Genomic DNA, 13,335 nt, shown 5'->3' with positions numbered 1-13,335 from the left:
AATAAAAGACAAGAAGGAAGCCGGTCAGATTGATTAGCAGAGCTGTTGTCAACTAGAGGAGTGACAATACGGATCGTTGCAGAAATGCTGACGATCCTTTTTGATATACATTGAAAAACCAGGTCTGGACCGTCGTGGCCCTTACCTGGTTTCTTGGGTTTGATAGCGATATAACAGGTTATGATATTAGATCTGATGACTTGTTTTCGTGACTTTCCGTGACTGCATTCTCAGATACACCTGAGAGAAAATAACCGATGCCAGTGCGACTACAGTCATACCCCAGAAAATATTGGTGTACGCTGAGGACAGTGGCATATTCTGCATCGCCGTTAATGCTACGCCAGTAACAGCAACACTGAAAGCACCGCTGAAGAACTGACTGAGTTGGAACAGCCCCATACCTGCGCCCACCTGATCCATAGTCAGATTTCCAGACAATTCATTGGACACGCTGGTGGTTAGGGAAGAGAAGCCTACGCTGAGCAAGACATAGACAGCCATAATGGCGTAGATGTTATTGTCTGCAAATAAGGCGAACAGTCCGGCAGCTGCCAGTAGCAGCCATGGTGCAAACTTCAGCAGCAACGTATTGCCATGTCGGTCAATCATACGGCCGATCCGGTTGGACAGCAGCATAGACACAACTGCACCCGGGAAGATGACGAGTCCCGATTGAGCAGGTGTCAGTCCATATAGATGCGCTAAAATTTGAGGTAACAGGAACAACGTTGAGAAGTTATTGATGTACGATACAATCCCCAGCGAGCTGAGCATCATATATTTTTTGTCTTTAAACAAAGCAGGTTGAACAAACGGATCTGCCGCGCGCCGAATTCGGAACCAGAACAGAAGCAGTGCCGCAGCACCGATAACAAGCGTGTACCACTGACGGGAAGTCAGGAATAACAACACACCGGTAGTACCGATGGCGAGAAGCACGGCACCCAGCAGGTCAAATGAACCTTTTTGCGGTGTTTCCCGCGGGAGCAGTTTGAAGAATACAGGAATCAAGAATAACGTTAATCCCGTAACGATAAACAGATCATGCCATCCCAGAAACTGAGTAATACTTCCGCCAATGACGGGACCAAGTCCAAGCCCCAGTGAACTCGCGGACATGATGACAGCCATCGATTTACCCCGGCGATCATGTGGAATGTACCGGGTAATCAGCACAATGGCAAGCCCCGGAACCGATGCAGCACCCGCAGCCTGGATCAGACGTGCAATGAGCAAAATGATGAAATGATTACTGAAGAACCCGAGAACGGATGCCGCACCAAGTAACGTAAGCCCGGTCGTGAATAATGTACGAATAGGTATGAAATCCGATAGACGTGAGAACGTAATCGAAGAAATGGCAAATACAATAGAATACCCTGTAACTATCCATGAGGAAGCGACGGATGTAAGCATAAATTCGGCTGCAATTTTGGGCAGGGCCAGATTAAACATCATTGTATTCATCACAACGAGTACAACGGTGAAGCCAAGCAAGCTTACAATTAAACCTTCCTGTATTCCGGTCCGTTCCCCTGATGATGCGGTTGCGGTGTTGTTCATAAAAACCTCCTAGAGTGATGTGTATTTCGCAACATTTCAGAAACGGTGTGTAACATTTGCAAAATGTAGTATGATGTCAATCCCGTGCCTAACAGCAGGGGTTACATAACGAAATCATTAAAGTTCGATTAGTGTCGAACATTAGAAATATATCATGGATCTGTGTTAAAATACAATGGATAGTCTGAAAAAAGGAGACTACAATATGAAGATTTTACATCATCCACAAGTATCAGATATTGAACTTTCCTCCGTATTGTACGCATTAAGCGACCCGACCCGTCTTGGGATTGTTGCCGAAGCAGCGAGAAGCGGGGAGCAGCCGTGCAGTCATTTTCATGCACCTGTTGTGAAGTCAACGATGTCGCATCACATTCGGACCCTGCGAGAAGCTGGAGTCATTCGGGTCAGAGTGCAGGGTACACAGCATTTTCTCACCCTGCGATCCGATGATTTGGAAACGCGCTTTCCAGGACTCCTGCAACCGTTATTGCAGGCCGCAGCTCAGTCGAGCACAGATCCTTCCTAAATGTTGTCCTTTCTTCAGGTCGAAGAGAGGACATTTTTATTTTCTATTACTGCACAACCTCTAATACTGATGCGACATTCTGTGTCGTACCAGGCCCTATATAATAACGGTGAACACACAAACCATATCGAAAAGAGGTTCACACCATTGGCAAAAACTAAAAGAGGACGCGTTTTGTGGAGTCTTCCTTCCAGGGGCCGGGGAACATGCCCGGTGTGTAGCAGTACCCGAATTAAATTGTTGTATACGCAAACAAAAACAGACGGTACAAGTCTGAAAGTATGCAAGAAATGCTCCAAAGCCGTGCAATCCAGAGTGGATAAGGCACATGTATAACATAACTGGCCTGTTCTTCGGAACGGGCCATGTCTTTTGATATAATCGAATATATTATGAATGGATGAGATGGGGGCGGGAAGATGAGTAACATGCATCGGATTCACTGGTTTGACGAACAGATTCGGGGTGGACGTTTTCCGAATAGCAGCTGGCTTGCCCGTGAATTTGAAATCTCCCGTCGTCAGGCTCAGCGTGATATTGAATATATGGCAAGTTCCTTGCGAGCCCCTTTGGTGTATATGGCAAAATATCGGGGCTATTGTTATGAGGATCAGACTTTTCGATTGCCCCATTTGTATATGACCGAAGAAGAGCAGCGTGTGCTGAAATATCTGGCGCATCGTTACCGGCATTACGATTATGATCAATCGGACGCGGTGAAACGTGTAGCGCATTTGCTGGAGCGTTTTACGTTGGAGGAACAACAGATGGGAAGTAGCGAGCTTCCGGTATTTTCGGCGCAACCGAAGCAACTGCAATTCTTTGAATTATTGTCCCATGCCATAACTGACTTGCGCAGAGTACATATTCATTACAGGGATCACGATGGAGAACGGCAGTTTTCCTTGTGTCCATTAAAGATGATATCCCAGTTTAACGCCGATTACGTGGTGGGTTATGAAGCAGACCCTGTACAGCAAGTGGCCATTCGTTTGGAGGGCATTGTTCATGTATCGATCTTGGATGAGAGATTTGAGTACAAGTCAGATACCCTCTTAGGTGGATGGGAAGAACCACTGCCTGTGCGTAAACCGTTTGTAGCTGAGGTTCGCTTGAAGGAATTGCAGCAAATGGACCTATGGCAAGGGTATCGTATTCGGGCTAGGCAAGATCAGATTTATTCAATTGAATTTTATGACATGGACGCTTTCTTACAGCATTTGTTTGTTAGTGAATGGGAGGAACTTTTGTCTCCTGGGTGGCTTAGACGCAAGCTTCAGCAAAGCGCAGAAGGATTAATTGCCAGGCTCGCGATACAAGGTAAGAAAAACGTGGAATAAACCAGTGTAGAGAGGAGAAGATCCATCCTTGGCTGAGAACATTTTAGATAACCTCATCATGAAGCGGGAGTCCAAATCGTACGTGGATAGTCTGCATGCGATACTAACCCATACAGGCCAGTTTCAAGGTTCCAAGGTTGTACTTGCCGGATATACGGGCATGGCTTTCAAGCTGTCGGTACATCGCAGACTACTTCCCATGTCGGTTACAGCGTATGGACAATGGGGGGAAGCACATCGTCCCGGAGTTGATAACCTGGGGATATTCACGATCTGGGATGGGGGACGTACACGTCATTCCACGTTCGGTTATTATCAGCAGGATGCAGTGAATTGGGTGAGACGGAGTATTGATGAAGGCAATGGTGTGATTTACTGGATTCCTGAGTTTGGTGTTATTCATGGATATGATGACAGTGACCGCATCTTTTATGTGCAAGACGGATGGAGCAAGGAACCGCAGATTTTGTTGTATGATAATTTCGGCTTGAACTTTTCCGGATTTTGGTATTGTCAGGTGTTTGGTGATCAGGTCCGCATCCCTGAACAACAGATGCTGCTGGAATCCCTGAGACTGGCGATTGAGGATTGGGATATTCCCTATCGACTGTTACCTGATCAGAATATTGCTTCAGGTAGAAAGGCATATGATGTGTGGGTGGAGGCCCTACGGAGTGGGGATTTTGATGAATCCGGTGCGGCTTATATTTTGGAATCCTTCTGCCATGCTCGAACTGAAATAAGGATGTATTTGCAGGATGTTGGAGGGATATGGAACGAACTGGACCAGGCTTATGCATGTTATGAACAGCTTGGGACGTTAATTGAGCAAATAAAAGGATATATAGTTCAGCAGGAAAATAGACGTGTCTTGCGACCAGATACGACAGAAGATCTAGCACGGGTACTAGTGAAGGCAAAAGCATTGGAAGAGCAGGCTATTGATTATTTTCGAGTGATATCCAGGAAGTATCCTGACCGTAAACGGTCCACTGTACCACGGTGGGGGGCACATTCAGCACGATAGAATGAGGGAGGAAGGAGTGACGGATGATGGCAGCCAAAGTATTGCAGGACTTGATTCGCTTCCCGCAAGCCCCAACCTCTGCGGATGAATATAGATCATGGAGCGGTGTGAGCGCATATACAGATGCGTTGTTTCGCATTTTATTACATAAACAGTGGACAGTTTTGCCACACCACATGATTGCAGGCATGACAGCAAGTGCATTCCGATTAGTGGTGGATCGGCGTCTGACGACAGAGTCAATCTCCGCATACAATTGGATGGCAGAGAACTTTGTCGCAGCAGACTTCATTGGTGTGACAACGGGACAACATGGTGGATTTTCATTTGAACCGACTTTTCCGCTTTATCAGAAGCAGGCTCTGCTGGATATCAAAGCTTCCATTGACCGGGGCGTAGGTGCGATTCTCTGGCACGATCAATTTGTCATTGTTATTGGATATGATGATGCGGAACGGGTGTTATTCATCTGTGAAAGTAAAGGTAATGAAATCATTCGTCTGCCCTATGATTCGTTTGGGAGGAACAGTACACCCTACTGGTATTATCAGGTTCTGGAAGCCTGTGGACCTATCGATTTATGGGAAGTCTGCAAGGAATCGTTAATCCAGGCCGTGTACAAATGGGAAACCCATGACTATATGCTGCCGCCCCAAGATTATGCCTGTGGGGCGGCTGCGTATGCCGCTATTGCTGCTGCTTTGCAGTCAGGAACATATGACGCAGAACAAGCGGCAACTGTACTTCGCTATTATGCCAAATCAAGATTGGATATTGCCTCTTATGTTGCAGGACTTAAGCATCTGTCCATTCAAATGGACCAGGTCATAGACGAGTATGAGCTACTCGCAAACCTGTACACAATGATCATTGAGGAAATAGACAACTTCATCTCTTGGGATTCGAGAGAACCGGAATGTGTGCAAAGGGTAATTGAGCTTATCCGGAAGGCAGGGGCTACGGAACAACGTGCTATTGATGCCATTAACCGTGCCTTTCCAGAGACGATAGGCAATCGTTTTAAGGATGTTGGATTAAGATAATTGGAGCATGATAGAGAAAATTGAAAAACTCAGCAGGAATAAAACCGGACAGGCGCAGCCGATCCGGTTTATTTGTATTGAACATATATGCACATCAACTTATATGATCCACGCTAATCATAACTTTTACAAGAAAAAATAACCAAAATTTTAATTTTGGGGTAATCCAAATCCCCTCTTGTTCCGAATATTATATTAGATGGTCTTTTTTGGATGATGATATTCAAGGACAACAGGGGGCGGGAGTATGGTACATAATCCGGAAACCATTCAGGAATGTATCGAGAATGCACGGCAAAGACTCTACCAGATTGCAAGTCAATACCCGGAACTATGGCATCCGGAGGTTATTCGCCAATCCATGGTGCTGGATGAGTTAATTAATGAATATAACAATGCAACTCGCGGGAGAACGATCTCGAATCAACTGAAATCATGATCTTTCTGAACAAAGAATTCCAAGAGGGGATTCCGTGTGTTTGCCTTACTCTTTTACCGCCCCGAGCACAATCCCCTTTACGAAGAAACGCTGCAAGAACGGATATACGAGCAGGATCGGCAGAGCGCCAATAAAGATCTGAGCTGCGTTCACCGTACGTTGAGACATGTTCTGGAGCTGCGTTGCATCCACGTTCATGTTGGAGAAATCTTGCTGTACAATTATGGTCTGCATTAACGTGGCGAGTGGATATTTGGAAGCATCATTCATATAGATCAGCCCGTCGAACCAGGAATTCCACTGACCTACCATCGTGAATAAAGAGATCGTTGCAATGGCGGGCATGGATACAGGCAGATAGATTTTGAACAAGGTCGTAATATGGTTGGCTCCATCGATAAATGCGGCTTCTTCCAGCTCTTTTGGCACGTTGCGGAAAAAGTTCATCATGAGAATCAGGTTCCAGACAGCCACCGCTCCCGGCAAAATGAGAGCCCACATCGTATTCATCAATCCAAGCTTTTGGATCAAAATGTAGGATGGAATCAATCCCCCGCTGAACAGCATCGTGAAGATGAAAAACCACGCATATAACGAACGTCCTTTAAAGTGCAGACTCTCCTTGGATAACGGATAAGCCGTCAGGAAAACAAGTGTCATACTGAGCAGTGTGCCAAGAACGGTACGTTGGACTGAAATCCAGAGTGCGCTGAGAAAGTTACTGTTACCAAATGTTTTGGTATAGGCGTCCACCGTAAAATCAATCGGCCATAGTGTCACCAGATTGGCGGATGCTGCCGCTTTACCACTGAAGGAAACCGCCAGAATATGGACCAGCGGCAGGATGCACAGGATCGAGACGGCCGCGATGAATATCAGGTTAAAACCATTGAATATACGGTACCCGGTTGTTTTGTGATACACCTTGATTCCTCCTCAGAAAATACGGTAATTAGCGATTTTGTACGCCATCCGGTACGCAGAGATGACCAGGAACATTGCGACAAATGATTTGAATAGTCCAACAGCGGTCGCAAAGCTCATTTTGCCATTCAGAATTCCCATCCGGTAAACAAAGGTATCGATAATATCGCCTTTTTCATATACCAGCGGATTGTACAGGTTGAAGATCTGGTCAAAGCCTGCATTCAGGATATTGCCCAGCGATAACGTACCTACCACGATAATCATCGGCACGAGCGCAGGCAGGGTAATATGTAATGTCTGTCTGAGTCGTGTTGCCCCATCCACCTCTGAAGCCTCATACAATGCCGGGTTAATACCCGCAAGTGCTGCCAGAAATACAATTGTCCCGAATCCAAACTCCTTCCACACATCACTGACAACTACCGTTACACGGAACCAGTCACCATCTCCCAGAAAGAAGATTGGTTCAACACCAGCCGCGGCTAAAACCTGGTTTACCAGCCCACCTTCCGGTGATAACATGTCGAGCAGAATTCCACCAAGGACAACCCAGGACAGGAAATGGGGCAGATACACCAAGGTCTGTGAGAAACGTTTGAACGTAGAGTTTCGAACCTCATTCAGCAAAATGGCAAACACCACGGGGGCCACAAGTCCGGCCACGATTTTCATCGAAGCAATCAATACCGTGTTCCAGATGACCTGAACGCTGTCGGGATATTCGAACATGAACCTGAAGTTATCCCAGCCCACCCATTTGGATCCAGTGAACCCCAGCCACGGTTTGAAGTCTTGAAAAGCAATAATAATGCCGCCCATGGGCACATAGGCGAACAGTAATGTGAGCAGTACAGCGGGCAGCAGCATCAGATGCAGCGGCCACGTGCGTTTGAAATTCCAGCGGGTACGTTTGCGTGGATGGGGTGTCATTTTTCGCACCGGCGTATTGGTTGTCAACGGTTGTTCGATAGCCATCAGGGTCCCTCCTTTATCTCGTCCAGCCCTGAAAGTGAGGCGAGTAAGCCTCTCTACAGAGTGGAGCAACTGAATTATAGCAACGGAAAAGGGCGGACTATAGAACAACATTTCAATGCGGATGTTGAAATATTAACTTGTTGATGGGAATAGAGGATTCAAGCCACTGGAAAGCGAGAGAATATAAAATCATATAGAATTGTAAGGGCTTTCAATATAAAATAGGACTTCGGTGTAGAACGACTCCAAATTTAGGGACAGGGTGAAACGATGAAATTCACAGTATTTGCGAAGACGGTCATTCTCTTAATCTGCCTGCTCGTACCCATTCTGCTGCTGTATACATACGCGAACCAGGCAAATGTGGACATGGTCGTTGAAGAGAAACAACAGTCGAGTCTGAACCAGTTCAATTATTTCAGTTCGCAGGTGGATAAAAATATCGAGCAGCTCTCGCTGTATGGCCTGACATTGCTGCGAGATCCGAGTATCCTGCATTACCGTTACATGACGGACTCCACCAGCCAATATGAGAAGAACAGTATCTATCTGGATATTCTCGACAAATTATCGTTGTACCAGTCCACCAGCCGCTGGAAGAACGATATTACCATTGTCCTGCCACAAGCGGAACTTGTGTTATCCACCATGTCCAGCCGGACGGTCTACGATGAGAAGATGTTGACGTTCCCGCAACCTGGCCAATGGCAGCTGGAGAAGGGGAGTTTCACCTACTTTTTCACGGATAACTACGAGTGGAATGAAAAACCGATGAATACAGGCGTGCGAACGGTGATGGAGATTAATTTTGACCCGATGAACGTGGTTGCCATGTTGGATGATTTTAAAGAAACGCAGGGCGGAGATCCCTTCTTGCTGGTACCAGGTAACGATCCGTTGTTGAACCGTACGGCGGACACCGAATTGGTCGAAGCGATCATGCGTGATATGCCTTTTAACGGGCCGGAGAGGGAAGGCAATCATCAATTGGAAGTGGGCGGTAAACAATATCTGGTCAGTTACGTGCACTCCAAACAACTGCAAGCGGTATACGTGAACCCTGTGGTATTGGATGATTTGCTGACCCCAATGGACAAGAGCCGAAATATGTTTATTACCTCCATTCTGTTACTGCTCGTGCTGAGTATCGGGGCCGCACTGCTTTTGTATCGAAAAGTTCAGGTGCCCATCCATCGCTTGATGAAAGGGCTACAACAGATTCGCAAAGGGCAGCTGTCCACACGGATTCCGGTCGATCACTCTCGTGATGAATTCGCGTATCTCACCCAGAGCTTCAACCATATGGCAGAGCAGATTCAGGAACTGATCGAGAAGGTATACGAGGAACGTATTCGCTCGCGGGAAGCAACATTGAAACATCTGCAATCACAGATCAATCCGCATTTCCTGTACAACTGCCTGTTTTATATTAAAAATATGACCCAGCTTGGCAACCGTGAAGCCGTTATTGCCATGTCGCTAAGTCTGGGAGACTACTATCGCTACATTACGCGGGGCGAGAATGATATGACGACAGTAGAGGAAGAAATCCGGCTGCTGGACCATTATTTGTCCATTCAACAGATGCGGACCAACCGGCTGACCTACGAGATTGCCGTACCGCAGCAACTGATGTTGCTTCACATTCCGCGACTGCTCATTCAACCCATCGTAGAGAATGCGGTGATCCATGGCATTGAGCCGATGGAGGGCAGTGGGCATGTCGTCGTAACGGGGATGGCGGTACCCGAACATATTGAGGGTCGGAAATATACAAGATATAGCCTGTTTGTTGACAATGATGGTGTCACGCTGACAGCGGAAGAGATTGCCGAATTGGAACGGGAGATCAATGAACCGATGGGTGAGGAGATTGGAACAGGCACATGGAATGTGCACCAGCGTCTCGTTACGCGATATAGGCTGTCGTCGGGGCTTCATTTTGGAGCGATTCCCTATGGTGGACTTAGTGTAGAAATTCGATGGTTTGAGGAGGAACAACCGCATGATGAATCTGATGGTCGTGGATGATGAACATTCCGCAGTAGAGTCGATCGCTGTCTCCATACCGTGGAGAGAACACGGGATTGGTCAGGTATTCAAAGCCTATTCTGTCAAAGAAGCCTTGGAACATATGGCATCACATCAGGTCCATATTATTATCACGGATATCCGTATGCCGGGTATGTCCGGTCTGGATCTGGTCAGTCACATCCGCCAAAAGTGGGAACAGACAAAATGTATTATTTTATCGGGGCATGCTTCCTTCGATTATGCGAAGCAGGCGCTCAAACATGGGACAGTCAGTTATCTGCTCAAGCCGGTCCGGGACGAGGAACTGATCGAATCCGTGCAGCAGGCCGCAGTGCAGATTCGCCTGGAGGGTGAGAAACAATTGCTGCATCAGCGGGCCATGTATTCGGTAAGGGAACATCTGCCCGAGAAGCGGGCGGAACTGATGAAGGATGTATTGTTAGGGCATAAATTTGCGGATGCTGAACTCGAAGGCAAGCTGGAGCAACTGGAGATCGGGTTCCGTCCACAGGATAAAATGCAACTGCTGCTCATCCGGTATGATGACCATCAACCCACACATAAAGCGTTTCGATTGATGAAGTACGCCATCTCAAATGTGGTGGAAGAGATCTACGGCAGTACCTATCATCTCTGCCATACGGATGATGCCTATGATGATCTGGTCTTCATGGCCAGTCCCAAACAAACTCAGGCCGAACCGGAAATGTTAATGGGCCGACTTGGAGAGCGGTTGATCCACAGTGTGAGGCAGTATCTGAACGCGACCATTTCCCTGTCCGTTAGTCGTATGGGGCGTTTCCCAGATCAGGTGCCGCAGCTATATCATCAAGCTGTGAGTGCACTTCGCAAGCAGGCCGAGGCAGGCAAAGGATTACATCTGAATGCGGCGGCGGGAACCAATGGGGCCACGTTGAAGTCTCTTGCAGCGCTGTATGAACCACCGGGTCTAACGACGTTACTGGAAGCGGGGCGCATGGAAGATGCACACCGTAAGATTGATCAGATCTTTACCGAACTGTCGAACAGTGTGTTCCCGGAGCATGTGTATGTGGCTTTTCATTATTTGGCGGCAGCATTCTCCTATATGGCTCATCGGGAAGGAAGGCAGTTAACCGAAGTGCTTGGCGAGCAATACCAGCAGTTGCTCAAGGATGGTTATGGCATCTCGCTGCGTAGTCTGGAAACGTGGACTCGGTCTGTAATGCAGCAGTGGGCAGAGAGCACAAGCGATGCGGGACAGGATGCCGGATCAACGCTGATTCGGCAGGTACAGCAATGGATTGACCATCATCTTGGCGAGGATTTATCGTTACAAGTCATTGCCGGAGAGGTGCATTTGCACCCCGTATATCTGTCGAAAATGTACAAACAATCCACAGGTGAGGGCATTAGTGATTATATTATCCGTTCCAGAATGGAACGTGCGGTTCATTTGCTGAAGCATACGGCGATGAAGATCTATGAAGTTGGTCAGGAAGTGGGGTACAATAACACGCCTTATTTCATTCAGGTGTTCCGCAAACATTATGGACTGACCCCGCAAGATTTTCGGAACGGTTAACAAATCGATATGAACATTGAAATTGTGATATATGTTTGCCTCCCCGGCTGCACTATCCTTTTCATGTAAGGTGCATTTGGCACATAAGGGTATCCAAGTTACCTGAGGAGGGGTTAGTTCATGTATAGAAAAATGATGACGGCATTGCTCGCAATCACGATGGTTGCTGTAACAGCATGTAGTTCGGGGGCCAAGGAAGAACCGGCGAAGGAAGCCGCTGCACCACTTGCTCTGCAAGATGGGAAGTATGAACCGGCGGTACAGATGAGTTATTTGCGGGCCTGGAATGATGATACGAAATTCAAGAACGGGGAAACAGCCCAGAACAATGTGCATACCAAATGGGCCAAGGAACGGCTTGGCATCGATCTGACTACGCCATGGGCCGTATCGGTGACCAATGATGCATTTTACACGAAATTGCGCTTGTCCCTGTCCGCTAACGAAGAACTGCCGGATATCGTCTCCATTCGGGGAGACTACAATCTGGTACGAGAATTAATTGAGTCTGGCAAATTTGCCAATGCAGGCGAGTTGTTTGACAAATACGCTTCGGACACATGGAAACAGGCATCTGAATCGGCGCCAGAGGAATGGTATCCGTACATGTATGAGGGCGAGCGTTATGGCATTCCAATCTTCGATTATGCGTACAACGGCGATTCGGTCATGTTCATTCGGGAAGACTGGCTGAAGAAGCTGGGACTGGAAGAACCAAAAACCATGGATGAGCTGGTTACGGTCATGGATGCTTTTACGAATCAGGACCCCGATGGGAACGGTAAGAGAGATACGTATGGTCTGACCGTGGGCATGAAAAATGCGCTCAATACCTGGATGACGGAATCCGGCTGGATCTTCGGCATGTACAACACGATGCCTGGACAGTGGAATGATGCCGGAGACGGAACACTGCAATATGGCTCCATTCAGCCAGGTGTGAAGGAAGGTCTTGCAACGATGAAAGATTGGTTGTCCAAAGGTTACCTGCCCAAAGAAGCGGGTGTCTATGACGAGATCAAGGCAGCAGAATTGTTCACCGCAGGTAAAGCAGGCATTATTGTGGGACCACACTGGATGCCAAACTGGCCGATTGATGATGTGAAGAAAAATGTGGATGGTGCCACGTACAAGGCCATTGCTTTACCTACGGGGCCAACAGGTGAGAGCCACCAGCATGGTTCTGGTGCAAGTAACGGCGTGGTGCTGATTAACAAAGACATGGCGAACCCGGAGATTTTCTTCACGTATCAAAATTATCTATTCGACAACTTTGCCAACCCGGAAGTGGGCAGCGAGTTCGAACATGGCTTCGCACAAGGATATGACTATGACATCGTGGATGGCAAAGTTGTTGGTGAAGCTGAAGTGAAGGACGGCGTATCACCACTCAAATATACGATTACGTATGACGGTGCACGGATTCCGAATCTCATGATGGATACGCTGGCGGAACTTGCGAAGGGCAAGGAACCGGAGACTCCTTTTGAGAAAAATACCAAGATTGCCAACAAACCGGAAGTGTTTGTAGCCGCTGAGGTGGTCGTTGCGAATAAAGATAACGCGATCAAGAGCAAGTTCACCGGGGCACCAACCGAGACGATGAAAATGAAGAAGGACGCGATCGACAAGCTGGAGAAGGATACGTTCAGCAAGATCATCTATGGTCAGGTGGGCATTGAGGAATTTGATGCGTTTGTAACAAAGTGGAAGTCCATGGGCGGGGATGATATTACCGCCGAAGTGAACGAGTGGTATAAGACAGTTAATTAATTTACAAAGCAGGGGAGAACTGATGAATTCATCAGTCTACCCTGCTTTTTTTGTCTCGAATAACATTTATGGAAAAATAGAACCTTTGGAGTTATAACTATTAATCTATATCGTACAG

Annotated in this window: 12 protein-coding genes; 9 read left to right on the top strand and 3 right to left on the bottom strand. The window is 47.3% G+C overall.

What is annotated here, in order from left to right:
• Positions 1 to 186: 186 nt before the first annotated feature.
• A complete protein-coding gene (locus tag PAEAM_RS30165; protein ID WP_100529878.1) occupies positions 187 to 1,566 on the bottom strand; it encodes an MFS transporter in 1,380 nt (459 codons plus the stop codon).
• A gap of 205 nt (positions 1,567 to 1,771) precedes the next feature.
• Between PAEAM_RS30165 and PAEAM_RS30160 the strand changes: the two genes are divergently transcribed.
• The 6 genes from PAEAM_RS30160 to PAEAM_RS30135 all read left to right on the top strand — a co-directional run bounded on the left by PAEAM_RS30160 (position 1,772) and on the right by PAEAM_RS30135 (position 5,944).
• A complete protein-coding gene (locus tag PAEAM_RS30160; protein WP_036606795.1) occupies positions 1,772 to 2,095 on the top strand; it encodes an ArsR/SmtB family transcription factor in 324 nt (107 codons plus the stop codon).
• Between the two features lie 147 nt (positions 2,096 to 2,242).
• Positions 2,243 to 2,431: a hypothetical protein gene (locus PAEAM_RS32430; RefSeq protein WP_076253532.1), complete on the top strand. Its 189-nt coding sequence runs from the start codon at positions 2,243 to 2,245 to the stop codon at positions 2,429 to 2,431.
• Between the two features lie 83 nt (positions 2,432 to 2,514).
• Positions 2,515 to 3,435 carry a helix-turn-helix transcriptional regulator gene (locus tag PAEAM_RS30150; protein WP_100529877.1) on the top strand — a complete coding sequence of 307 codons (921 nt, stop codon included), beginning with the start codon at positions 2,515 to 2,517 and terminating at the stop codon, positions 3,433 to 3,435.
• Between the two features lie 28 nt (positions 3,436 to 3,463).
• Positions 3,464 to 4,462 (top strand): C39 family peptidase, encoded by a 999-nt coding sequence (locus PAEAM_RS30145; protein WP_243391506.1) that lies wholly within the window; start codon positions 3,464 to 3,466, stop codon positions 4,460 to 4,462.
• Between the two features lie 23 nt (positions 4,463 to 4,485).
• Entirely contained in the window at positions 4,486 to 5,505 is a 1,020-nt protein-coding gene (locus PAEAM_RS30140) for a hypothetical protein (protein ID WP_133120501.1), read from the top strand.
• Positions 5,506 to 5,752: 247 nt separating this feature from the next.
• Positions 5,753 to 5,944: an aspartyl-phosphate phosphatase Spo0E family protein gene (locus tag PAEAM_RS30135; RefSeq protein WP_036668104.1), complete on the top strand. Its 192-nt coding sequence runs from the start codon at positions 5,753 to 5,755 to the stop codon at positions 5,942 to 5,944.
• Positions 5,945 to 5,989: 45 nt separating this feature from the next.
• On the opposite strand, the gene PAEAM_RS30130 is transcribed toward PAEAM_RS30135, so the two are convergent.
• A complete protein-coding gene (locus PAEAM_RS30130) occupies positions 5,990 to 6,868 on the bottom strand; it encodes a carbohydrate ABC transporter permease (RefSeq protein ID WP_047841631.1) in 879 nt (292 codons plus the stop codon).
• A 12-nt stretch (positions 6,869 to 6,880) separates the two neighbouring features.
• The gene (locus tag PAEAM_RS30125; RefSeq protein ID WP_036668173.1) at positions 6,881 to 7,801 is read right to left on the bottom strand and encodes an ABC transporter permease; all 921 of its coding nucleotides are present in this window, start codon (positions 7,799 to 7,801) and stop codon (positions 6,881 to 6,883) included.
• Between the two features lie 315 nt (positions 7,802 to 8,116).
• Here PAEAM_RS30125 and PAEAM_RS30120 point away from each other — a divergent pair, with 315 nt between their 5' ends.
• From PAEAM_RS30120 to PAEAM_RS30110, 3 genes are all read left to right on the top strand, one after another.
• On the top strand, positions 8,117 to 9,877 hold the full coding sequence (locus PAEAM_RS30120; RefSeq protein ID WP_100529875.1) for a sensor histidine kinase: 1,761 nt from the start codon (positions 8,117 to 8,119) through the stop codon (positions 9,875 to 9,877).
• On the top strand, positions 9,852 to 11,444 hold the full coding sequence (locus tag PAEAM_RS30115) for a response regulator transcription factor (RefSeq protein ID WP_100529874.1): 1,593 nt from the start codon (positions 9,852 to 9,854) through the stop codon (positions 11,442 to 11,444). The genes PAEAM_RS30120 and PAEAM_RS30115 overlap by 26 nt, the downstream gene beginning before the upstream one ends.
• A gap of 120 nt (positions 11,445 to 11,564) precedes the next feature.
• The gene (locus tag PAEAM_RS30110; protein WP_100529873.1) at positions 11,565 to 13,217 is read left to right on the top strand and encodes an extracellular solute-binding protein; all 1,653 of its coding nucleotides are present in this window, start codon (positions 11,565 to 11,567) and stop codon (positions 13,215 to 13,217) included.
• Positions 13,218 to 13,335: the final 118 nt, after the last annotated feature.

This window comes from Paenibacillus sp. GM1FR, assembly GCF_002803315.1.
GTDB lineage: Bacteria > Bacillota > Bacilli > Paenibacillales > Paenibacillaceae > Paenibacillus > Paenibacillus amylolyticus.
Note: the sequence above shows the minus strand (reverse complement) of the source record. Positions and strands in the feature narration are given on the sequence as shown.

Bases quoted from the DNA above. Each gene is read 5' to 3' on its own strand.
- PAEAM_RS30125 (WP_036668173.1), bottom strand. From the start codon at position 7,801: ATGACACCCCATCCACGCAAACGTACCCGCTGGAATTTCAAACGCACG.
- PAEAM_RS30160 (WP_036606795.1), top strand. From the start codon at position 1,772: ATGAAGATTTTACATCATCCACAAGTATCAGATATTGAACTTTCCTCC.
- PAEAM_RS30165 (WP_100529878.1), bottom strand. From the start codon at position 1,566: ATGAACAACACCGCAACCGCATCATCAGGGGAACGGACCGGAATACAG.
- PAEAM_RS30150 (WP_100529877.1), top strand. From the start codon at position 2,515: ATGAGTAACATGCATCGGATTCACTGGTTTGACGAACAGATTCGGGGT.
- PAEAM_RS30115 (WP_100529874.1), top strand. From the start codon at position 9,852: ATGATGAATCTGATGGTCGTGGATGATGAACATTCCGCAGTAGAGTCG.
- PAEAM_RS30140 (WP_133120501.1), top strand. From the start codon at position 4,486: ATGATGGCAGCCAAAGTATTGCAGGACTTGATTCGCTTCCCGCAAGCC.
- PAEAM_RS30135 (WP_036668104.1), top strand. From the start codon at position 5,753: ATGGTACATAATCCGGAAACCATTCAGGAATGTATCGAGAATGCACGG.
- PAEAM_RS30120 (WP_100529875.1), top strand. From the start codon at position 8,117: ATGAAATTCACAGTATTTGCGAAGACGGTCATTCTCTTAATCTGCCTG.
- PAEAM_RS30110 (WP_100529873.1), top strand. From the start codon at position 11,565: ATGTATAGAAAAATGATGACGGCATTGCTCGCAATCACGATGGTTGCT.